The 21,006-nt window shown below is 69.8% G+C and carries 20 protein-coding genes; 7 read left to right on the top strand and 13 right to left on the bottom strand.

The features are described 5' to 3' along the window. Positions 1-17 precede the first annotated feature (17 nt). Positions 18-548 (bottom strand): DinB family protein, encoded by a 531-nt coding sequence (locus tag B0293_RS11860; protein WP_005165084.1) that lies wholly within the window; start codon positions 546-548, stop codon positions 18-20. Between the two features lie 127 nt (positions 549-675). Between B0293_RS11860 and guaA the strand changes: the two genes are divergently transcribed. Next, a complete protein-coding gene (gene guaA, locus B0293_RS11865) occupies positions 676-2,232 on the top strand; it encodes a glutamine-hydrolyzing GMP synthase (protein ID WP_005165086.1) in 1,557 nt (518 codons plus the stop codon). 337 nt (positions 2,233-2,569) lie between these two features. Here guaA and B0293_RS11870 read toward each other — a convergent pair whose 3' ends face one another. Beyond that, positions 2,570-2,812 carry a hypothetical protein gene (locus tag B0293_RS11870; protein ID WP_005165090.1) on the bottom strand — a complete coding sequence of 81 codons (243 nt, stop codon included), beginning with the start codon at positions 2,810-2,812 and terminating at the stop codon, positions 2,570-2,572. After that, the gene (locus B0293_RS11875) at positions 2,805-4,070 is read right to left on the bottom strand and encodes a PspC domain-containing protein (RefSeq protein WP_005165092.1); all 1,266 of its coding nucleotides are present in this window, start codon (positions 4,068-4,070) and stop codon (positions 2,805-2,807) included. The genes B0293_RS11870 and B0293_RS11875 overlap by 8 nt, the downstream gene beginning before the upstream one ends. 111 nt (positions 4,071-4,181) lie before the next feature. Here B0293_RS11875 and B0293_RS11880 point away from each other — a divergent pair, with 111 nt between their 5' ends. The 3 genes from B0293_RS11880 to B0293_RS11890 are packed head-to-tail and all read left to right on the top strand — an operon-like array spanning position 4,182 to position 6,621. Further along, positions 4,182-5,537 carry an ATP-binding protein gene (locus B0293_RS11880; RefSeq protein WP_005165095.1) on the top strand — a complete coding sequence of 452 codons (1,356 nt, stop codon included), beginning with the start codon at positions 4,182-4,184 and terminating at the stop codon, positions 5,535-5,537. A gap of 7 nt (positions 5,538-5,544) precedes the next feature. Beyond that, entirely contained in the window at positions 5,545-6,252 is a 708-nt protein-coding gene (locus B0293_RS11885; protein WP_085939730.1) for a response regulator, read from the top strand. Next, positions 6,253-6,621 (top strand): DUF4345 domain-containing protein, encoded by a 369-nt coding sequence (locus B0293_RS11890; RefSeq protein WP_005165101.1) that lies wholly within the window; start codon positions 6,253-6,255, stop codon positions 6,619-6,621. A 150-nt stretch (positions 6,622-6,771) separates the two neighbouring features. Here the strand turns inward: B0293_RS11890 and B0293_RS11895 are convergent, their stop codons facing one another. Together B0293_RS11895 and B0293_RS11900 are read right to left on the bottom strand one after the other, a co-directional pair. Then, on the bottom strand, positions 6,772-7,122 hold the full coding sequence (locus B0293_RS11895; protein WP_005165102.1) for a hypothetical protein: 351 nt from the start codon (positions 7,120-7,122) through the stop codon (positions 6,772-6,774). After that, positions 7,119-8,060, bottom strand: a complete 942-nt coding sequence (locus B0293_RS11900) for a DMT family transporter (RefSeq protein WP_005165105.1) — start codon at positions 8,058-8,060, stop codon at positions 7,119-7,121. Before B0293_RS11900 ends, B0293_RS11895 begins: the two co-directional genes overlap by 4 nt. 102 nt (positions 8,061-8,162) lie before the next feature. Between B0293_RS11900 and B0293_RS11905 the strand changes: the two genes are divergently transcribed. Further along, positions 8,163-9,062, top strand: coding sequence for a LysR family transcriptional regulator (locus B0293_RS11905; RefSeq protein ID WP_005165108.1), 900 nt, complete (start codon positions 8,163-8,165; stop codon positions 9,060-9,062). Positions 9,063-9,180: 118 nt separating this feature from the next. Further along, entirely contained in the window at positions 9,181-9,849 is a 669-nt protein-coding gene (locus B0293_RS11910; RefSeq protein WP_005165109.1) for an alpha/beta hydrolase, read from the top strand. On the opposite strand, the gene B0293_RS11915 is transcribed toward B0293_RS11910, so the two are convergent. The 7 genes from B0293_RS11915 to B0293_RS11945 form a co-directional block, all read right to left on the bottom strand. Beyond that, complete coding sequence (locus B0293_RS11915) at positions 9,846-10,916, bottom strand: serine/threonine-protein kinase (RefSeq protein ID WP_005165111.1); 1,071 nt, start codon at positions 10,914-10,916, stop codon at positions 9,846-9,848. The genes B0293_RS11910 and B0293_RS11915 overlap by 4 nt on opposite strands. 13 nt (positions 10,917-10,929) lie before the next feature. After that, complete coding sequence (locus tag B0293_RS11920) at positions 10,930-12,561, bottom strand: serine/threonine-protein kinase (protein WP_005165113.1); 1,632 nt, start codon at positions 12,559-12,561, stop codon at positions 10,930-10,932. A gap of 219 nt (positions 12,562-12,780) precedes the next feature. Further along, positions 12,781-13,629, bottom strand: coding sequence for a hypothetical protein (locus B0293_RS11925; protein WP_005165115.1), 849 nt, complete (start codon positions 13,627-13,629; stop codon positions 12,781-12,783). A 255-nt stretch (positions 13,630-13,884) separates the two neighbouring features. Continuing rightward, complete coding sequence (locus B0293_RS11930) at positions 13,885-15,120, bottom strand: hypothetical protein (RefSeq protein ID WP_245192078.1); 1,236 nt, start codon at positions 15,118-15,120, stop codon at positions 13,885-13,887. 339 nt (positions 15,121-15,459) lie between these two features. Further along, the gene (locus B0293_RS11935; protein WP_005165118.1) at positions 15,460-15,765 is read right to left on the bottom strand and encodes a hypothetical protein; all 306 of its coding nucleotides are present in this window, start codon (positions 15,763-15,765) and stop codon (positions 15,460-15,462) included. A 158-nt stretch (positions 15,766-15,923) separates the two neighbouring features. Further along, on the bottom strand, positions 15,924-16,211 hold the full coding sequence (locus tag B0293_RS11940) for a chorismate mutase (protein ID WP_005165120.1): 288 nt from the start codon (positions 16,209-16,211) through the stop codon (positions 15,924-15,926). Positions 16,212-16,380: 169 nt separating this feature from the next. Next, positions 16,381-16,800 (bottom strand): DUF1707 SHOCT-like domain-containing protein, encoded by a 420-nt coding sequence (locus tag B0293_RS11945; RefSeq protein WP_005165123.1) that lies wholly within the window; start codon positions 16,798-16,800, stop codon positions 16,381-16,383. A 90-nt stretch (positions 16,801-16,890) separates the two neighbouring features. Between B0293_RS11945 and pcrA the strand changes: the two genes are divergently transcribed. Further along, positions 16,891-19,308, top strand: a complete 2,418-nt coding sequence (pcrA, locus tag B0293_RS11950; protein ID WP_005165124.1) for a DNA helicase PcrA — start codon at positions 16,891-16,893, stop codon at positions 19,306-19,308. Between the two features lie 690 nt (positions 19,309-19,998). On the opposite strand, the gene B0293_RS11955 is transcribed toward pcrA, so the two are convergent. Continuing rightward, complete coding sequence (locus B0293_RS11955; RefSeq protein WP_005165126.1) at positions 19,999-20,685, bottom strand: M23 family metallopeptidase; 687 nt, start codon at positions 20,683-20,685, stop codon at positions 19,999-20,001. Positions 20,686-21,006 lie beyond the last annotated feature (321 nt).

The raw sequence follows: 21,006 nt of genomic DNA on the forward strand, positions 1-21,006 counted from the left end.
GACCTGCGTTTAGCGGGCTAAACGCGACGCGCGTGGAGGTCTCGCAGGAGGAGGATCTCGGCGCCGTGGTGGATGGCCTCCCGGTTGATGTGCAGGACGAGCGTCGCGAGCGGGTACTCGGCGTACGGGCCCTCGGCCTCGCCGCAGGGGCGCTCGAGGTCCTCGGCGGTCAGGCCGCGGACGCCGTCGCGCCACCGTGCGTACGCGTCGTCGAGCTGCTCCAGCGCCTCCTTGGCAGAGGCCGCGTACGGGAAGGTCTGGTAGTCGACGGGCGGGCCGTCGAAGTGCGACGCGGTCCGCATCGCGAACACGCCGATGATGACGTGCGCGAGCCGCCAGGCGATCGTCGTCACCGGCGGCGGGGACGGCTCCGGATAAGCCCAATCGATCATGAGCTTGCCGGTTTCGGTCGGCCGGATCGTCCAGCAGTCCTCGGCGGGTTCCCAGAAGTATTCGTCGTCGCCGAGGGTGTCCAGCTTGGGCCGGAAGTGCTGCGTCCAGTGCCAGTCGAGCTGTTCGGAGAGTTCCTTGCTCCAGTCGATGCCCATGCCTTCGGACGGTAGGCCGCGTCGCGGTCATCCGCTGTCCTGAATCGTGAGGGGGTTGGCGGCGGGGTGACCGGGCCCACCTGGGACGATGGTGGGGAAGCGTACTGCTCTGATCTGGAGGTTTCAGGTGCCCAGTCCCACCGGTCCGGTACTCGTCGTGGACTTCGGGGCGCAGTACGCGCAACTGATCGCGCGCCGCGTGCGCGAGGCGCAGGTGTACTCCGAGGTCGTCCCGCACACCGCCACCGCCGAGGACATCCTCGCCAAGGACCCCGCCGCGATCATCCTTTCCGGTGGACCTTCCAGCGTGTACGCGGAGAACGCCCCCGCCCTCGCCCCCGGCCTGGTCGACGCGGGCGTGCCGATCCTCGGGATCTGCTACGGCCACCAGGTGCTCGCGCAGGCCCTCGGTGGCACGGTCGAGCCGACCGGGATCCGTGAGTTCGGCCGCACCGAGGTCCGCGTCGCCGGTGAAGGCGGTGTCCTGCACGCCGGTCTCCCGAGCAGCCAGCCCGCGTGGATGAGCCACAACGACAGCGTCACCAAGGCTCCGGAAGGCGCCACCGTGACCGCGTCGAGCGATGGTGCCGCCGTCGCCGGGTTCGAAGACGTCGAGCGCCGTTTCGCCGGCGTCCAGTACCACCCCGAGGTGCACCACTCGCCGCACGGCCAGGAGGTGCTTCGCCGCTTCCTGCACGACATCGCGGGCATCAAACCGCAGTGGACGACGTCGTCCATCGTCGACGACCAGGTCAAGCGCATCGCCGAGCAGGTCGGTGACGGCCGGGCGATCTGCGGGCTCTCCGGCGGTGTCGACTCCGCCGTCGCCGCCGCGCTCGTCCAGCGGGCCATCGGTGACCGGCTGACCTGTGTGTTCGTCGACCACGGTCTGCTGCGCTCCGGCGAGCGGACCCAGGTCGAACGCGATTTCGTCGCCGCGACCGGGGTCAACCTGGTGACCGTCGACGCGCGCGAGCGGTTCCTCGACGCGCTGGCCGGGGTCACCGACCCCGAGGAGAAGCGCAAGATCATCGGTCGTGAGTTCATCCGCGTGTTCGAGCAGGCGGAGCGCGACCTCAAGGCCGAGGGCGACTACAAGTTCCTCGTCCAGGGCACGCTGTACCCGGACGTCGTCGAGTCCGGCGGCGGCGAGGGCGCGGCGAACATCAAGAGCCACCACAACGTCGGCGGGCTGCCCGACGACCTGCAGTTCGAACTCGTCGAGCCGCTGCGCCTGCTGTTCAAGGACGAGGTGCGGCGCGTCGGGCTGGAGCTCGGGCTGCCGGAGACGATCGTGCAGCGGCAGCCGTTCCCCGGGCCGGGACTCGGCATCCGGATCATCGGTGCCGTCGACGCCGAGCGGCTCGAGACGCTGCGCGCGGCGGACGCCATCGCGCGCGAGGAGCTCACCGCGGCCGGGCTGGACGGCGAGATCTGGCAGTGTCCGGTGGTGCTGCTGGCCGACGTCCGGAGCGTGGGTGTCCAGGGCGACGGGCGGACCTATGGGCACCCGATCGTGCTGCGGCCGGTGTCGTCCGAGGATGCGATGACCGCGGACTGGACGCGGCTGCCCTACGAGGTGCTGGAGCGGATCTCGACCCGCATCACCAACGAGGTCGCCGAGGTGAACCGGGTGGTCCTGGACGTCACGTCCAAGCCGCCGGGCACCATCGAGTGGGAGTGACCCGCTCCCGCTCCGACCTGCGTTTAGCGGGCTAATCGCGATCCGCCGCCGCCGGGCACCTGGGCGACCCGACTTGCGTTTAGCGGGCTAATCGCGATCCGGCGGCCTGGGCACCTGAGCGAGCCCGGAGCGACTTTAGCCCCCTAATCGCGATCCGGTGGGGCCCGTGGCACCTGGGTGACCGCATCGCGTTTAGCCCGCTAAACGCAGGTCGGCGTACCGGGGGCACCTGGGTGACCGGATCGCGATTAGGGGGCTAAACGCAAGTTGGGGGCAAGGCGAAGGCCCCGGCGAGGGGCCGGGGCCTTCGGAGTGGGGTGGATCGTGAGCGGGGCCGCTAGCGGCGGCTCTTGCGCAGCGAAGCGGCGAGCAGCAGGACGCCGACGAAGATCGCCCCACCCGCCATGACCCACCGGAAGTCGAACCGCGGGAGCCACGAGGCGCCGTCCGAGAGGACGTAAGCCGACACCAGCAGCGTCGCGATCCCGACGAACAAGGTGATGACGTCCACCCCGCGCTTCGCCGGCTGAGCCGCCTGGGTCTGCGTGCTGTCGTAATTGTCGTAGTCGTACTCAGCCACGACGCACCTCCACGTTCCCGACACCGTTCTTGACGTTCAAAGTGATCTTCTGCCCGTTGTCACCCGGCGAGGTGAAAACGATGGTGTCCTCGCCGACCCCCGAGCGCGACTGGCCGAGACAGTCGACATCGCCCGCTCCCGTCTCGCAGGAGACCTTCACTTCGGCACCCGCCGGCACGAGCACCGTCGAGTTGCCCGCTCCGTTGGAGACCTTCGTGGTCACCGAAGCTCCCGCGGGCAGCTTGGTCAGGTCGACGTCGATGTCCCCCGCCGAGTGGCGGTACTCCGGCAGCACCTCGGACACCTGGATCGGCGTCGCCTTCAGGTCCCCGACGCCGCCCTTCACGGAGAAGTTGTCGAACGGGACCGTGGTCAGCGCCATCCCGGCGATCGCCAGCGGCACCGCCAGCCCGATCAGCCCACGGCCGCCCCGCACGAACGAACCGGCCACCAGCCCGATGCCGACCACACCCAGGGTGAGCCCGACGACGTGCTGCATGGTGAACCACGGTTCGCCGTCCAGACCGAGGACGGTGCCGACCCCGCCGACCAGCACGGCGATCCCGAAGGTCGCGGCGCCGATCTTCGACTTGCGACGGCGAGGTGTCGGCGGCGCGGGCGGCGGCGGAGGTGTCTGCGGCGGCAGACCACCGGACGGCGAAGCGTTCGGCAGGTCCCAGGCGGACGGGTCGGCCGCGAGCGGGTCCCAGCCGCCTTCGGTCGTCGTCGAGGCGGTGGCCGCGGACGCCATCGAAAACGCGGCGGCAGGTTGAGCCGGGGCGGGCATCGTCGGCCGGTTGTACTGACCGCGGTTGCGGTGCAACAGATACAGGGCGACGGCCATCAGCGCGAAGCCGATCAGCCCGGTGCCGTCGGTCATCCAGCCGCCGCTCAAGGTCCAGGTGAGACCGGGGAACAGCAGGATCAGCAGCAGCACGGCGAACGCGGGCGAACTGGACGCGCGGCCCCGGCCGATCAGGCCCTCGAACGCGGATACCTGGTCGCCCTCCTGCGGCAGGAACAGCCAGCCCAGCAGATAGACGAAGACGCCGAACCCGCCGAACACGGTCGCGGCGACCAGCGCGACGCGGACCACGGTCGGGTCGATGCCGTACCGGTAGCCGATCCCCGCGGCGACACCGGCGAACTTACGGCCGTGTACCGGGCGGACCGGCCTGCTCCGCCAGAAATCCTTGACGGTCTCTTCGAAGCCGGCCGCGGGGCCACGCTTCGGAACGTGTGTCTCACTCCCACTCATGCCACAAAGAATGCGCCCCGGCGACCCCTCGACACATCCGGGAACGTCCCTGAGGTTTCCCCCAGCGGGAAGAGTCAGGGGTTTCCCCGATGGATCAGTACAGCACTCCGTGTGACCATGGAGAACGTGCAGGAATCCGCCCCCAACGACCTCGCCGACCAGGTGAAGCCGACGATCATCGAGCGCCCTCCGGTGCCCGTTCCCGGCAGCCTGTCCCCGGCACCGTTCGAGCCGCCCAAGATGTACCGCCGCCGCTCCGGCCGCGCCATCGCGGGTGTCGCCGGCGGCCTCGCCGACCACCTCGGCGTCAAGGTGCTCTGGGTCCGGACCGCGTTCGCGTTGCTGGCCGCGCTGAACGGCGCCGGTCTGCTCGCGTACGGCCTGCTCTGGGTCTTCGTTCAGCAGCAGTCCGGTGAAGTCGAGCCGGAGAAGTCCGCGCCCAAGGAAAAGCAGCAGGCTTTCGGCCTGATGGCGCTGGGTGTCGGCCTCGCCGTCGCGAGCGGCACGCTGACCGGCCTGATCAGCGGCTGGGTCGCCATCCCGCTGGCGCTGGCCATGATCGGCGCGGCCGTCGTCTGGCGGGAGGCCGACGAGTCGCAACGACGCCGCTGGCGGCTCAGCACCAAGGGCGGGGTCGCCACGGCGTTCCTCGGCGGCGGTGGCTGGTCGGCCGCGATCCGCGTGGTCGCCGGCGTCGCGCTGGTGATGACCGGCATCGGCGTCGTCGTCCTGGAGAGCGGCAGCATCGACCAGGTCAAGTTCGCGCTGGTCGCCGTGATCGCGACGCTGATCGGGGTGGCCGTGCTGACCGTCCCGTTCTGGCTGCGCCTGGTCCGCGACCTGTCCGACGAGCGCATGGCCCGCATCCGCACCGACGAACGCGCCGAGATCGCCGCGCACCTGCACGACTCGGTGCTGCAAACCCTCGCGTTGATCCAGAAGCAGGCGGAATCGCCGCGCGAGGTCGCCAGGCTCGCGCGCGGACAGGAACGCGAACTGCGCGGGTGGCTGTACGGGCCGTCGGGGTACGGCAAGAGCAAGAAGACCGAGGAAGAGGCCGTCAGCGGGCAGCTGTCCGAGGTACTCGCGGCCGCGTGCGGCGAGGTCGAGGACGCTTTCGCGATCTCGGTGCAGCAGGTCGTCGTCGGGGAGGCGACGCTGAACGAGCCGCTGACCGCGCTGGTCCAGGCGGCGCGCGAAGCGATCGTCAACGCCGCCAAGCACGCGGGCGTCGACGAGGTCAGTGTGTACGCCGAGGTCGAGCCGACGGCGGTGACGGTTTTCGTGCGGGACAGGGGCAAGGGGTTCGACCCCGACGTCGTGCCGAGCGACCGGCACGGTCTCGCCGATTCCATCCGGGGGCGGATGGAACGGCACGGCGGGAAACTCAAACTGCGTACCGCACCGGGTGAAGGAACCGAGGTCCAGCTGGAGATGCCGGTCAAGGCGGGGAAGGGTGCGGCGTGAGGTCGCTATGCTCACGGGACAGGGCGAGCGAGGGAGCATCGTGACGGAGAACCAGCAGACGCGGGAGCCGGTCAAGGTCTTCCTCGTCGACGACCACGCGCTCTTCCGGGCCGGTGTGCGCACCGAACTGGACTCGATCACCGACGACGTCCGCGTGGTCGGCGAGGCGGGCTCGGTGGCCGAGGCGGTCGCGGGGATCGCCAGGACCAAACCGCAGGTCGTCCTGCTCGACGTGCACATGCCGGACGGCGGCGGCGCCGAGGTCCTGCGCCGGGTGCGGCCGGAACTGCCGGACGTCGTGTTCCTCGCGCTGTCGGTCTCCGACGCCGCGGAGGACGTGATCGCGGTGATCCGTGCCGGGGCGCGGGGCTACGTCACGAAGACGATCTCGTCGAAGGAACTCGTGCGCGCCGTCGTGCGGGTCTCGGACGGTGACGCGGTGTTCTCGCCGCGGCTGGCCGGGTTCGTGCTCGACGCGTTCGCCGACCGGCCGGGTTCCGCGCCGATCAGCGACCCGGACCTGGACCTGCTGACGCCGCGGGAACGCGACGTGCTGCGGCTGCTCGCGCGCGGGTACGCGTACAAGGAGATCGCGTCCGAGCTGTTCATCTCGGTGAAGACCGTCGAGACGCACGTGTCGAGCGTGCTGCGGAAGACGCAGCTTTCGAACCGGTACGAGCTTTCGCGGTGGGCTTCCGACCGGCGTCTCGTCTAGGTGGCGCCGGTTCTCATCGGCCTGGTGGCCGTGTTCTTCCTGGGCATGGGGCTGCTCGGGCTCGTCGATCCGCGGCGGCTGATCCGGCCGTTCGGCATCACGCTGGATTCCGTGACCGCGCGGACCGAGGTGCGCGCGGTTTACGGCGGCTTCGGGGTGGCTGTCGCGGTGCTGCTCGGGTTCGCGGCCTTCGACGTCGGCGGGATCCAGCGGGGTGCAGCGATCGCGGTGGCCGTCGCGCTCGTCGGGATGGCCTTCGGGCGGCTGGTCGCGCGGTTCGCGGAACGGCCCGAGCGGTTCTATCCGAGCTGGCTCTACTTCTGGGTCGAGCTGGTGATGGCCGCCCTGCTCGTCGTCTCCGCCCTCTGACGCCCGGACTTGCGTTTAGCCCCCTAATCGCGATGCGGCAGGTCCAGGCCCCGCCGCGTCGCGATTAGGGGGCTAAAGTCGCTCCCGCCGGTCTGGGAGGTGCCGGGCGGCTGGGACCGGCGGGAGCGCGTTTAGCCCGCTAAACGCAGGTCAGGCGGGTGGCCTGAATTCGTGGGTGACCTCGATCTTCCCCACGATGTGCGTGTTGAACTCGGCCAGGTCCTCGGCCGGGACCCACAGCTCCAGGATGGTCTTCCCGCCCGCCTGCTGGACCGGGTACCGGTCGACGAAGTCCGTCTCGACCTCGAACCGCGTCACGAAGCCCGCGCCGTCGTACCGCACGTTCCAGTCGCGGGCGATCTTGATCGCGTAGTCCTCGTTCAGCACCGGGTAGAAGATCGGCTGCTCCGGCAACCGCGGCGGCCACTCGCGCCAGCCCGACTCCCGGACGAGGTCGAGCTCGACGGGCCCGGTCGGACGCCACAACGTCGTCGTCTTCACGGCGCGGCCTCCCCGGCGGCGGCCAGGGGGCGCTCCACCACGGGGGCGGTAGCAAAGGTCCCCCGCTCCTTCGGGCGGAGCCGGGTCAGCGCGACCCCGCCCAGCACGACGACCATCCCGGCGATCACCCGGAAGTCCAGCGCCTCGCCCAGGAACACCGCCCCCAGCAGCACCGAAACCACCGGCAGCAGGTACCCGACGATCGACGCCGCGACGGCGCCCTCGCTCGCGAGGAGCTGGTAGTTCAGCGCGAACGCGATCCCGGTCGACCCGATCCCCAGGATCACCACCGCCACGATCGCGCCGGTGCTCAGGTGCACCGGTGCGAAGCCGCCCATCGGCATCGCCAGCAGCAGGAACCCGGTCGCGAGCAGCATCTGCCCGCCCGCCAGCGACATCGGCGAGTCACCGGTGCCGGTGAGGTACTTGCCCTCGTACACGAACGCGAAACCGTAGCTCGCGGCCGCCGCGAGGCACGCCAGCGCGCCCCAGCTGAGCAGGCCGGACGCCTGCCACGGCGCGAAGATCAGCAGGATCCCGACGAGCCCGGCGATCAGCCCGGCGACCCGGACCGCGGTCATCCGCGTACGCGCGCCCAGCATCGGCGCGGCCAGCAACACCCAGAGCGGCGTCGTCGCGTTCAGGACGCCGGTGATCCCGGAATCGACGGTCAGCTCGCCCCACGCGAACAGCAGGAACGGCAGCGCGTTGTGGAAGAACGCCGCGACGGCCAGATGTCCCCAGATCCGCCGTCCCGACGGCAGCCGGTCCCGGCCGAGATAACAGAGCCCGATCAGCACGGCCGCGCCGAGCGCCACCCGCGCCAACACCAGCTGTACCGGGGAAAACGCGCCCAGCCCCAGTTTGATCCAGAAGAAACTCGATCCCCACATGAGCGCCAGCGCGCCGATCCGCAGCAGGGTCTTCGTCTCGCCCACCCCAGTCCTCCTTAAGTGCCTGGCCCAGCTTCGCCGCGCCGACGCGTAAGGACAAGCGAAAATAACTGCATGAAGCCTTAAGAAGAACTGTACGATCGGGGCATGCTGGACGTCCGCCGCATGCAGGTCCTCCGAGCCGTGATCAGCAGCGGTTCGATCACCGCCGCCGCCCGGAATCTCGGCTATACACCCTCCGCGATCAGCCAGCAATTGTCCACCCTGGAAAGGGAAGCGGGCGTCGAACTGCTGGAACGCGTCGGCCGCGGCGTGCGGCCGACGCCGGCCGGTTCGCTGCTGTCCGAACACGCGGAAACGCTGAGCACCCAGCTCGCCAAGGCCGAAGCCGCGCTCACCGAACTCAAGGAGGGCCGCACCGGCAGGCTCGCGATCCGCTACTTCGCCACCGCGGGCGCTTCGTTGGTGCCTTTGGCCGTCGCCGCGCTGCGCCGGGACTTCCCGGGCGTCCGCCTCGACCTGAAACTGGTCGAGCCCGACGATTCACTGCCCGAGATCGAGTCGGGCAAGGCCGACGTCGCGATGATCGTGCTCCCCAGCACCACACCCCGGATCAAGGGCGCCGAGTACATCCACCTCCTCGACGACCCGTACCGCGCGATCCTGCCGAAGAACCACCGGCTCGCCCGCAAACGAGTCCTCGATCTCGCCGAACTCGCGGAGGATCCGTGGGTCGGCGTCGACGGTCTCCCCGGCGCCTGCCGCGACATCCTGCTCGACGCCTGCGGTGCGGCCGGATTCGCCCCGAACCATGTCGTCGAATCCGAGGATTACCAGACGGCGCAAGGGTTCGTGGCCGCCGGGCTCGGGGTCGCGCTCATCCCGGAACTAGGCCTCGGCGCCCCGCATCCCGGTGTCGCCATCCGCAAGGTGCGCCGTCCCGATCCGGTGCGGTCCATCCACGCGGCCGTCGCCGCGCACGCCAGGGACCATCCTGCGGTGCGCCGGTTCCTCGGCGCGATCCGCGAAGGCGCCCGAGCGGCCTGACCGGACGGGTAGGCGGAAGTGACCGGTCGGGCAGGAAACCCGGCTGAGCTTGAACAGCGGCACCGGCGGTCGACAACCTGGCAGGGAAGCCACGAATTCCGCCAGTGAAAGGACCCCCGTGCGTCCCCTGATCATCCTGCACGGCTCTTGGCACCAGCCCGCCCATTTCGACGACGTCGCCGAGCGACTTCGCCGGGAGGGCGTCGACGTCACCGTCCCCGACGTCGGCGCACGCCCGATCGCCGAAATCACCAGGACCGTCCAGGAAATCGTCGACAGCGCGTCCGAGCCGCCGGTGGTACTCGGGCACTCCTACGGCGGAGTGATCGCCAGTGGGCTCACGGGGGTCTCGCACCTGATCCTCCTGGCCGCGATCGTCAGCGAACCGGGGGAGACCGCCCGGTACTGGATCGACCGGGTCACGGAGGAAACCGGCCGCGAACCCAAGTCGCTGCCCTTGATCTTCGACGACGAGGGCATGACCCACCTCGACCGCACCGCCGCCCGCGAGGCCCTGTACGCCGACTGCTCGGACGCCGCGGCCGAGCGCGCCATCGCGTTGCTGCGCTCGGAGCCCGTCTCGATCTTCACCGAATCGCCGATCGGGGCGTCCTGGAAGGACACCCCGAACACCTACGTCATCTGCTCCGAAGACCGGGCGCTCGCCCCGGAAATGGTCGCCCACTTCGCCGCCCGCTGCGAAACCACGGTGACCTGGCGGGCGAGCCACAGCCCGTTCCTCAGCCGGCCCGTCGAACTCGCGACGCTGATCCGCGAGCGGCTCTAGATCAGGAACAGTTCCGCGAACAGCACCCCGATGAGGATCGCCGCCACCACGGCACCTGCCGTGATCAGCCACTTCCGGGTGTCCGGCGACTTCGCCGCGGCCGGCGCGGCGGGAGCGTACTGCTGCTGTTGCTGAGCAGGCGGCGTGAACTGCTGCTGCGGCGGCTGAGGCGGCTGATACTGCTGCGGCGGCTGTTGCTGTTGGAGGAACTGCGGCACCGGCTGCTGCTGCGGCGCCTGCTGCATCGGCACCGGCATCGACGCGGGCATGGTCGGCATGGCGGGCGCGGTCGGCGGGATGAACGCCGTTTGCCGCCCCTCCGTGATCGCGCCCAGCGAGCGGACCGTGTCGGCCATCGTCGGCCGCACGTCCGGCTCGGCCCGCAACATCTTGCGCAGCGCGCCGGCCAGCGGACCGGCGGTCTGCGGCGGCCGTTCCGAAGACTCGCCGTCCTCACCGAACGGCGGCACACCCTCGACGGCCGTGTACAGCGTCGCGCCCAGCGAGAACACGTCCGACGCCGAAGTCGCCGGTTCGCCGCGCGCCACCTCGGGCGCCCGGTACGCCGGACTCGCGCCGCCACCGGTGATGCCGATGTCGGTGAGCTTCACGCCGCCGTCGTCGGCCAGCAGAACCGTGCCCGGCTCGACGGTCCGGTGCACCACCCCGGCCTCGTGCATCGCGGCCAGCGCGCGGCCGAGCATGATGCCCAGCGCGGCGGCCTGTTCCGCGGTCAGCCTGCCGTGCTCGGCAAGGAAGGTCGCCATCCCGCGTGACGGGATGTACTCCATCACCAGCCACACGTCCGGCCCGTCGGGCAGCACGTCGTACACCTTGATGGCGGTGGCGTGCTCGAACTTGGCCGCGTCCTTGCCCTCCTGGACGACGACGGCCTTGGCCTGCTCCGCCCGGTCCGGCGGCAGGCCGACGGGCAGGTACATGCGCTTCATCGCGACCGTGCGCAGCAGGCGTGTGTCGAACGCCAGCCACACGATGCCCGCCCGGCCACGCCCGATGGGCTGGTCCAGGCGGTACCGGCCGCCGACGATGGAACCTTCAGAACTCAAGGCAATCCTCGGATCACGGGGTCGCCGGAGACGATGACGACTCGGGCGGGTCAGTCGGCTTGGAGGACGACGTTGGGGTCGAAGTCTTCGTCGGAGTCGTCTTGGTCGGCGTCTTCGTCGGCGTCGGCGGATCCGGCTCCTGCGTCTGGGTCGCCTTGCTCGACGTCTTCTTCGACGACGACGTCTCCTTGGGCGGCTCGGCCGACTGCGTCTCCGACGGCGATTCCGTCGTCTCCGGGGCCGAGGACGTCGGTGTCGGCGACGGCTTCGTCGAGGAGTTCCCCACCTGCGCGGGCGCTTCCGGGTTGTTCGGGCTCAGCAGCCAGAAGCCCAGCGCCGCGAGCGCCACGACCACGACACCGCCGATGATCGCGGGCTTCTTCCACGCGCCCGGCTTCTCGTCGTCATCGTCCACCGGGCTGGTCTGCGCCCGGGTGGGCGGCGGCGGGGGAGGAGGCTGATCGTCGTAGTCGTCGTCGTAGTGATCGTCGTCGTAGCCGCCCGCGGGGATCGGGACGGCGCGCGTGGGCGCCGGTCCGCCACCGGGGTGGCCGCGTTCGGACAGCAACGCCGTCTCGTCGTAGTTGTCGTACCCGTCGTAGTCGTCTTCCGGGTACCCCGACGCGGGCGGCTGGTGGTAGTCGTCTTCGTCGTCGTAGTACGGCCCGGCCGCGGCCTGGTCGTCGAGGAGCGAGCCCGAGTGACCGGCGGATTCGCTGTCGAGCGCCTGGGTCACACCCGCACCCGCGAGGCCACCGGCGATCGCGCCCGCGACGGGGGCGGCGAGCATGGTGTCGTCCGCGGGACCGCCCAGCGGCGTCTCACCGCGCGCGACGGCGGCGAGAAGCTCTTCGCACTCTTCGGCGGTCGGGCGGTGCCGTACCTCCGGGTGCAGCAGCACGGCCAGCACGCTGGCGAGCGGGCCCGACTGGCGCGGCGGGATGATCTGCCCGGCCGCGACCGCGTGCAGCAGGCTGAGCGTGTTCTCGCTGAGGCCGAACGGCGGCTGGCCTTCACAGGCCGCGTAGAGCGTCGAGCCGAGCGAAAAGACGTCGGACTCCGGTCCGGGGTCGCCGCCGATGGCCACCTCGGGCGCCAGGTAGGCGGGGGTGCCGGCGATCATCCCGGTCTTCGTGACCGTGACGTCGTCCTTCGCCCGCGAGATGCCGAAGTCGGTGATCTTCACGGTGCCGTTGGGCGCCAGCAGGATGTTGCCGGGCTTGATGTCCCGGTGCACGATGCCGACCGCGTGCGCCTCGGTCAGCGCCGCCGCGACCTGCGCGCCGATCCGCGCCACCTCGGTCGGCGGCAGCGTCCGCTCCTCCTGCAGCACCTGGGCGAGGCTGGTGGAGTTCAGGTACTCCATGATCAGGCAAGGCTGACCGTTGTCGTCGGTGACGACGTCGAACACCGAGATGGCGTTCGGGTGGTGCAGTCTGGCGGCGATCCGGCCTTCTCGCATCGTGCGCTGGCGGGCGTCTTCGGCGCCTTGGGCTTCGAGGCCGGGCTGCAGCAGCAACTGCTTGATCGCCACCGTGCGGCCTAGTACCTCGTCATGCGCTTGCCAGACGGCACCCATCGCGCCCGTGCCGATCCGCTGGACTATGCGGTATCGACCGGCGACCAGGCGACCCTCGTCGCTCACGCGACCTCCCTTTGGGCTCCGTCTTCACGTCGCGGAGTCGTCCGCGCACGCGGTGCGGCCTTCAGCACGCCACAGCGTTGGAGCGTATGCACATGTAGTGGTCTGTGTGCCGGTTTTTCCGAGACCGACTCGTGACAAGGCTAGGCGCTCACTCTGCGCACACACACGCGGTACGCACTGATCGCCCTGGGTTGAGGGCCGGTCTACGCGGGGTGTCCGTCACATGTGCTGCGCGGACAGCAACCGGGCGTCGGTGATCAGACCGGTCGTCTCGTCGGCGAATGCCAGTATCTGGGTGACCCGGACCAGACCGCCGTCCGGGTTGCGCATGGTCACCACGGCGAGGACGGTGCCGTCGGCCTGTTCCCGGACGTCCTGGATCTGGATGGCGTCCATGGAGCTCCACGCCTCGATCAGCTTGCCTGCTTCGGATTGGGCCAGCACCGGCGTGAGCAGCGACTTCGCGCCGTAGGGATCGGCGTCGATGGTCTGGTAGAACTTCCGGACCGCGTCGATCTTGCCCTCGGCCGTGCTGATCGCGGCCGGTTTGGCGGCAGGCTGCGAACTGGTGCTGCTGGTCGCCGAACTCTGACTCGAGAGCGAGCCCGAGCCGGTGCCCGAAGACGGCTGGGCCGTCGTGCTGGTGCCCGTCGACGACGGCGCCTCGTGCTTGCGCTGCGGTTCGGAGGAGTCCGGGACGGCGAGCCCGCCGAGCGCGGCGGCTCCGCTCATCACCTCGGGAGCGGGTGCGCCCGTCACCGCGCCCTGCCGCTGGGTGCCCGCGAGCACTCCGGCGGTGACGACGGCGCCCGCGACCAGCAGCCCGGCGGCGACCAGACCGGCCATCTTGGCCCGCCGGGCGGCCCGGCTCTCCGGCTCGTCCGCGTCGTCGGGTTCCGGTTTCGGCGACGGCTCTTGACGGGCGCGGGCGGGAACGAACTTCTGCGGCTCGCGGAAGACCTGCTCGAGGTACTCGCGGTCGACGCGGGTGTCGTTCAGGATCTCTTCCGGGATGACGTCCTCGACACGTACGGCGTCCTCACGCCGTATGCGCTGTCGATCAAGCACGAAATTCCTCGCTCTGGTCCGGGGCAGGCGCTGGGCCGTTCGGCCGACGCCATTGGTCCGCGCGGCCGTCTTCTGAACGGTGCGAACCTTGCTGTCGTCAGGTAACCCTGTGGAGACGGTCCGCGGCCAGGCTCTATCGCCGGAATGCCGTCGCGATACGACGAACGGCAGCTTAGGTCACCCACCCGGACCAGGGACAACCGCTCGGCGCACCGCACGTGCAGAGGAACAGGACACTTGCACGTGCGCGATCGCCTACATGCCGTCGTCGACGATCTTGTCGTCGTCACCGAAGGTGAACGTGCGCTGCTCCATGGTCTTCGTTCCGTCTTTGTGAGTGACTTCGACGGTGTTGACCGTGACACCGCGGCGCTGGTCGATGCTGACCTTCTTGACCTCGAAGTAGGCGACGTCGGCGTAGCGCTCACGGAGACCCTGGGCGCCTTCTTCGCGGAGGCCACCGGAGGTCACCGCGGCGGCCTCTTGGGGGTTGGTGGTGACGGTGTTGAGGAAGGTCTCGGTGTGGTCGCCCATCGCCTGCGCGTCCGGCTGCGACGCGTACCAGGGGGAGGTCGTGGTGGTGCGGTCGGCGGGCATGACCGGCGGCTTCTGCGGCCGCTCGCTCGACGACGACGCGGGCCGCCCGGTCGTGACCGGTCCACCCGAGCCGGGCCGGGTCTCGCTGTTGCCGGTGCTCTCGTCCTCCGACGGGGTGCCGGAATTGGAGGAACTGCGGTCGTCCTGGGAGGAGGAGTCGGTCGCGGAATCGGACGGGTTACCCGCCGCGCCGCCCTGCGGCTGCGTGGTCGGATTGCCGGCGAGGCCTTCGTTGGTCAGCGGGCTGCCACCCCGGTAGCCGGGCCAGCCGCCCTGACTCTGCTGCTCCGGGGCGGGTTTGCCGACCAGGAACGAACCGGCGAAGAGCAGACCGACCACGACCAGCGCGGACGCCGCCGCGGCGAACCAGGCGGCCTTGCGCCAGGTCTTGGGCGGGGTCACCGAAGCGGGCACCGAACCGAGGTCGAAGGTGCTCAGCCCGTCGATCGGCGGGGCCAGATAGACGCGGACGTCGTCGTCGCCGTCGGTCTCGACCGGCTCGGGGCGGCGGGGAGCGGGCGCCGTCAGCGTCACCTTCGTGCGCTGTGCCGCCTTCGCGCGCCGTTCCTCGGCGGAGGCCAGGACGGGCTCTGTGAACGAGACCTCGACGCGTGCCGGGCGTTCCACGGGCACCTCGCGAGCGGGCTGGGGGAGCGGCAGACGGCCGCTCGATGGGGCGTAGCCGGGGCTCGGCGCCCTCCTGTTCCGCGGTGGCGGCAGGGGAAGGGAACCGGTGGAAGGCGGGGCGAACTCACGGTGTGCGTGATGCCCGTGCCCGGTAGGGCGCTGCCGCCGCGGCGGCACGGGTGGGGTCCAGCTCTCGGTGCCGCCCGCCCGGTGACGGCCCGCGTGCGCGGCGCCGTCCCGTCCTTGGTGTTCCGCCCAGCCGTTCATGTCCGAGCGACCCCCTCGCGGGCAGGCCCTGACGGCGAAGTGACACCGGTTAAGCCGAACGGAGCAGCGGTTTCACGGGATCCCTCGCTTGCAGACTCCCGGGCAGTCTCGTGAGCAAATGCACGCGCATGCGACGGTGGGCGCGCGGGGCCGTCGCCCCCGCGCGCCATTCGGGCATCGCCCGACCCAGACGCAAGGGTCCTCACGGGGACCACAGTAAAAGCCCGACACCCCGCACGTCTTCACCCACTCTGCAAGTTGCAGATGTTTCACTCGGTCGGGCGCGCCCGAACGGGCCTCGGTGACGCTACGCAGTGCGATCGGTGCTGGTGAAGCCGTTCAGTTGCCGCTGCGGTACTTCTGCTGGGTCGACTGCAGGGCCTTGGTGGCCGTGATTCCGCTACCCGCCGCAAGCAAAATGGCGATGATGTCGAGCGGCGTTCCCCCACTCGTGAGCAGCCAGGCGAACAGCGAGGCCGCGGTGGTACCCGCTGCGATCGGCCAGCGCGTCTTGACGTACTGGGCGATGGGGGTACCGCCCGCACGCTTACCCGCCGCGTTGTTCAACATGGCGAGATAGCCGAGATGGCCCAATGCCGCGAGGACACCGGCGATCGCGATGATCACGGCGATGAGGTTAATCATGTGTCCAGTTTGCCCTGTCTCAAGCCGTCGTGGCTCGGGGAACACCCTGAGTTTCACCTCACGGCACGGGATCGTGACGTGGCCGGATCGCGTTTAGCGGGCTAAACGCGATCCCGGTGACGTCGGGGGAGCAAGGGACCTTTGCTATCGCCCTGCCCCTAGCGACCCAGCCGGCCCCGGCCCAGGTTCAGCAGCGCCATCGCCAGCTGCCGCCCCTCCGGCCCGAGTTCGCGGTACCGCGCCAGCACGTCCATCTCGCGGTTGTAGACGATCCTCGTTCCGCCCGCGGCCATCCTGGCGGCGCCGATCGTCTTGGACACCTCCACGCGGCGTTTGACCAGCCGCAGGATCTCGCCGTCGAGGAAGTCGATCTCCTTGCGGAGCTCGCCGATCTCTTCGGCGGTGGCGATGGGTTCGTCAGCGTCCGGCTTCTGTGTGATGTCCATCGGGACCTCTCTTCGGTCCGGATTCCCTGCTGGCCCCCGGAACAGCGTAAAGCCCCGGGGTCCGCGGACTCCGGGGCTTCGGGTGATGGCAGTTCGGCACTACACGATCACGGGAGCCGGAGTCCGGGTCCCGTAAAAAAATCGCGTCGCGAGGTGCCGCATACCGTGATTATGCCACAGCGAAACCGTCCTCCGGCTTGAAGCGGCGGCGCGCCCCGCGGACACGCGCGTGGACCAGGACGCTCATGGCCAGCCAGAACATCGGCATCGCGGGCCAGAAGAACGGCACCCCCGAGGCCACCCACCGGACGATCAGCAGCACCGAAAGCGCCACGGCGACCGCGAGATGGATCCGCACCGCCCGATGCCCGAAGACGACGGGACGCCGCCTCGGCGCGGGTTTCGGCAGATCCGAGGTGAGCGTGGCCAGTTCGTCCGTGTACTTGGTGGAATACACAGCGCTGAGCCGGTCTTCCACTTCTTCGAGGGTGAGACGGCCTTCGCCGCCGGCGGCCTGGATGAGCGAGGCGACCCGCTCGCGATCGGCGTCGGCTGCCCTGAGCCGGGAGGGAATTCCGTTGGTGTCCATGGCATCCGATCCTCCGCCGCGAACACCGTCCGCGCGTCGGACGGCAGGCGGCAACACCGCCTACGCCCGGCGCTGTAGCGTGGACCGGCGATGAACACCCTCTTCGATCTCCCAGCGGACGGTCCGGCCAAGCCCCGGCACACGGACCTGCTCGACGACCTGAACCCGGCGCAGCGCGAAGCCGTGACCCACGCGGGCTCGCCGCTGCTGGTCGTCGCGGGCGCGGGTTCGGGCAAGACCCGGGTGCTGACCCGCCGGATCGCGTACCTGCTGGCCGAACGGGACGTGCACCCCGGCCAGATCATGGCGATCACGTTCACCAACAAGGCGGCCGCGGAGATGCGGGAGCGGGTGAGCGACCTCGTCGGGCGCCGCGCCAACGCCATGTGGGTGTCGACGTTCCACTCCATGTGCGTGCGGATCCTGCGCCGTGAGGCGAAAACGCTGGAGATGTCGTCGAGTTTCTCCATCTACGACTCGGACGACACGAAGCGGCTCATCACCCTCGTCGCCCGTGATCTCGACATCGACCCGAAGAAGTACGCGGCGCGCACACTGGCCGTGAACATCTCGAACCTCAAGAACGAGCTGATCGACCCGGAGACCGCGGTCGCCGACGCGGGCAACGACCTCGAACGCCGCGTCGCCGAGGTCTACGTCGAGTACCAGCGGCGGCTGAACCAGGCCAACGCGTTCGACTTCGACGACCTCATCATGCGGACGGTCGAACTCCTGCAGACCTTCCCGGACGTCGCCGAGTACTACCGGCGGCGGTTCCGGCACGTCCTGGTCGACGAGTACCAGGACACGAACCACGCGCAGTACACGCTGATCCGCGAACTGGTCGGCACGGAGAAGAACGAAGCCGGGATCGAGCCCGCCGAACTGTGCGTCGTGGGTGACGCGGATCAGTCGATCTACGCCTTCCGCGGGGCGACCATCCGCAACATCGAGGAATTCGAACGCGACTTCCCGAACGCTCGGACCGTTCTGCTGGAACAGAACTACCGCTCGACCCAGACGATCCTGAACGCGGCGAACGCGGTCATCGCGCGAAACCCGAACAGGCGCGCGAAGCGGCTGTGGACCGATTCCGGTGACGGCGAGAAGATCGTCGGCTACGTCGCGGACAACGAGCACGACGAAGCGGCGTTCGTCGCGGGCGAGATCGACGCGCTGGCGGACAAGGGCGAAGCGGACTACTCCGACGTCGCGGTCTTCTACCGCACCAACAACCAGTCGCGGGTCTTCGAAGAGATCTTCATCCGCCTCGGCCTGCCGTACAAGGTCGTCGGCGGCGTGCGGTTCTACGAACGGCGCGAGGTCCGCGACATGCTCGCGTACCTGAGGGTGCTGGCGAACCCGGAGGACACGGTCAGCCTTCGCCGGGTCCTCAACGTCCCCAAACGCGGCATCGGCGACCGCGCCGAAGCGGTCATCGCGACGTACGCGGAGCGCGAGCGCATCTCGTTCGCGCAGGCGCTGCGCGGCGCCGTCAACGGCGAGATCCCGCTGCTGAACCCACGTTCGGCCAAGGCGATCACCGGGTTCGTCGAGTTGCTGGACGAACTCGGCGAGGTCGTCGAGAGCGGCGCCGAAGTCGCCGACGTCCTCGAAGCGGTCCTGGAACGCACGGGCTACCGCGCGGAACTCGAGGAGTCGGACGATCCTCAGGACGCGTCGCGGGTGGAGAACCTGACGGAACTCGTCACCGTCGCGCGGGAGTTCACCGAATTCACCGCCGAGGTCGCCGGACCGGACGGCGAACTCCCCGAAGCGGAACCCGCCGATGCTGGAGTCCCGGAACCGGGCTCGCTGCCCGCCTTCCTGGAGCGGGTCTCGCTGGTGGCGGACGCGGATTCGATCCCCGCCGCCGACGGTGGCGAAGACGGCGACGGGCACGACGCGGGCGTGGTCACGTTGATGACCGTGCACACCGCGAAGGGCCTGGAGTACCCGGTCGTCTTCGGCACGGGCTGGGAAGACGGGATCTTCCCGCACATGCGCGCGCTCGGTGACCCGACCGAGCTGGCCGAGGAACGCCGGCTCGCCTACGTCGCGATCACGCGGGCCAGGAAGCGGCTGTACGTCTCCCGCTCGATGGTGCGCTCGGCCTGGGGCCAGCCGCAGATGAACCCGGCTTCGCGGTTCCTCGACGAGCTGCCCGCCGAGCTGGTCGACTGGCGCAGGCTCGCGCCTTCGTCCTCCTCCGGCGGTTTCGGTTCGTCGGGCGGCTCTCCGCGGGCCGCGACGACGTGGGGCAGCCGCGGTGGTGGCTCGTCCTCGTCGTCGAGGTCGACGAGCACGAGCCCGTTCGGCAAGGCCTGGAAGGACACCGTCGCGCTCAAGCTCGACGTCGGCGACAGGGTCAGCCACGACAAGTACGGGCTCGGGACGGTCGTCGCCTGCGACGGGGCCGGGCCCCGGGCCACGGCGACGATCGACTTCGGCGCGGCGGGCAAGGTCCGGCTGATGCTCATCGGCAGCGTCCCGATGGTCAAACTCTAGCCCTGACCTGCGGTTTCCCCGACACCTTCGAAAACTGTCGGACCCTTCCCGTATACCTGTCCCATCGAACACGAGTTCGATGCGCTGGGGTATGCTGGACAAGCCGGTGTCCCCCGATCAGGGAAGGGGCGCACGGTGGGGACGGGATCTTGTTTGGGGCGCCCTCGAGTGGGGTACTCGATTACCTGCGGGGTGTTGAAGAAGGGGCGGGGCCGGATCGGGGTCCGGAACCGCCGGAAGTGCTCAGGCTGGTCGCGGCCTGGCGCGCGTTACCGCGGACGCACGAACCGGACGGGGCCGGACGGTGCGTCGTATGCGGGCACGCGCGGCGATGGCTGTTCGGGCCGCGGCCAGCCGGGTACCGAACTCTTCCACGCGCGTTTCCCGGGCGACTTCTCGCCGGATGACGGCCGTTCGAACGGCGCCCGGCAAGCCTCTGCACGGTCTGGCGGATCGCCGTGGGGTTCCTCGTGGGGAAACTGCCCGACGGCGTCGCGTGAGGGCGTTCAGGGCCCGGAAAACCCCCTGCGCTCCGAGCTGGAGGACCTACGACGCTTCCCGATGTCCTCAACGGGGGAAGCGGAAGTCCTTCAGGCGTGCCAGAGCGTCGTTGCCCGGCACGCCCTGGGGGCGAGCGGGATCACCGATGTGGCGAAAGGGTCTTGCGATGAAGTGAAAGGCGAGGCTCGATCAGCTGACGCTGACGCCACGGGCGGCGAGCCACGGGCGCGGGTCGATCTTCTTCGTGCCGTTCTGCCAGACCTCGAAGTGCAGGTGCGGGCCGGTGCTCTGGCCACGGTTGCCGACCTCGGCGATCTCCTCGCCGCACTTGACCTTCTGGCCTTCGCGGACGGAGAAGGAGTTCATGTGGCCGTACACGTGGACGGTGCCGTCGGAGAGCTGGACCTTGACCCAGAGGCCGAAACCGCTGGCCGGGCCCGCTTCGATGACAGTGCCGTCGGAAGCCGCGACGATCGGCGTGCCGATCGGGGCCGCGAGGTCGATGCCGAGGTGGCTCGTGCCCCACCGGGCACCGAAGCCCGAGGTGAAGGTGCCCTTGGCGGGCAGGCAGGTCTTGGGGCGCTTGGCCTCTTCTTCGGCCTTGCGGGCCGCTTCGGCCTCACGCTTCACGCGGGCCTGGGTGATGCTGTTGTTGTCCGAGAGCTTCTGGGCTTCGGCCGAGGCGTTCGCCGACTGGCTGGTCGGCAGAAGTTCAGGGGCGCCACCAGCGGCTCCGCCACCGAGGGCGAACGAGGCGCTCGCGTCCTGGGTGCTGGCCAGCGGGGTGACGGCGGCGTCGGAAGTTTCCGAAACGGACTTCAGGGTCTGCCCGGCGACGGCGGCCGCGAAGGCGCCGGCGGCGACTGCCGAGACCACGACACGGCCGCGAAGGGCCGAAGACGGGGGCGACAGTCGGTGCGAGCCCCGGACGCGAACGACCGCACCATCGAGTGCGTTCTCGAGCGCCGGGGAAGGAGCTTGGCCGCCGGGGGAGCGGTGTGAAGCCAAGACGGGGCCTTCCATGTTCGGGGAGTCTGATCAAGAGCCCGGGCGGGGGAACCCGGTGAACGACCTCGGGGGTGGTTCGTTCAGTGCTCTCATTCGTGATCTGACTGTAATGGGGACCCGGGAACAGTAACGAAGCGGTACCCCGGTCAGCAAGATCTGGCGGCGCTCTCGGCCGATCGGGCGACGGAG

The sequence above is a fragment of the Amycolatopsis azurea DSM 43854 genome, from assembly GCF_001995215.1.
GTDB lineage: Bacteria > Actinomycetota > Actinomycetes > Mycobacteriales > Pseudonocardiaceae > Amycolatopsis > Amycolatopsis azurea.

Coding starts and splice junctions, on each gene's coding strand:
- B0293_RS11860 (WP_005165084.1), bottom strand. CDS start 548: ATGGGCATCGACTGGAGCAAGGAACTCTCCGAACAGCTCGACTGGCAC.
- B0293_RS11875 (WP_005165092.1), bottom strand. CDS start 4,070: ATGAGTGGGAGTGAGACACACGTTCCGAAGCGTGGCCCCGCGGCCGGC.
- B0293_RS11885 (WP_085939730.1), top strand. CDS start 5,545: ATGCTCACGGGACAGGGCGAGCGAGGGAGCATCGTGACGGAGAACCAG.
- B0293_RS11905 (WP_005165108.1), top strand. CDS start 8,163: ATGCTGGACGTCCGCCGCATGCAGGTCCTCCGAGCCGTGATCAGCAGC.
- B0293_RS11930 (WP_245192078.1), bottom strand. CDS start 15,120: ATGAACGGCTGGGCGGAACACCAAGGACGGGACGGCGCCGCGCACGCG.
- B0293_RS11935 (WP_005165118.1), bottom strand. CDS start 15,765: ATGATTAACCTCATCGCCGTGATCATCGCGATCGCCGGTGTCCTCGCG.
- B0293_RS11940 (WP_005165120.1), bottom strand. CDS start 16,211: ATGGACATCACACAGAAGCCGGACGCTGACGAACCCATCGCCACCGCC.
- B0293_RS11945 (WP_005165123.1), bottom strand. CDS start 16,800: ATGGACACCAACGGAATTCCCTCCCGGCTCAGGGCAGCCGACGCCGAT.
- pcrA (WP_005165124.1), top strand. CDS start 16,891: ATGAACACCCTCTTCGATCTCCCAGCGGACGGTCCGGCCAAGCCCCGG.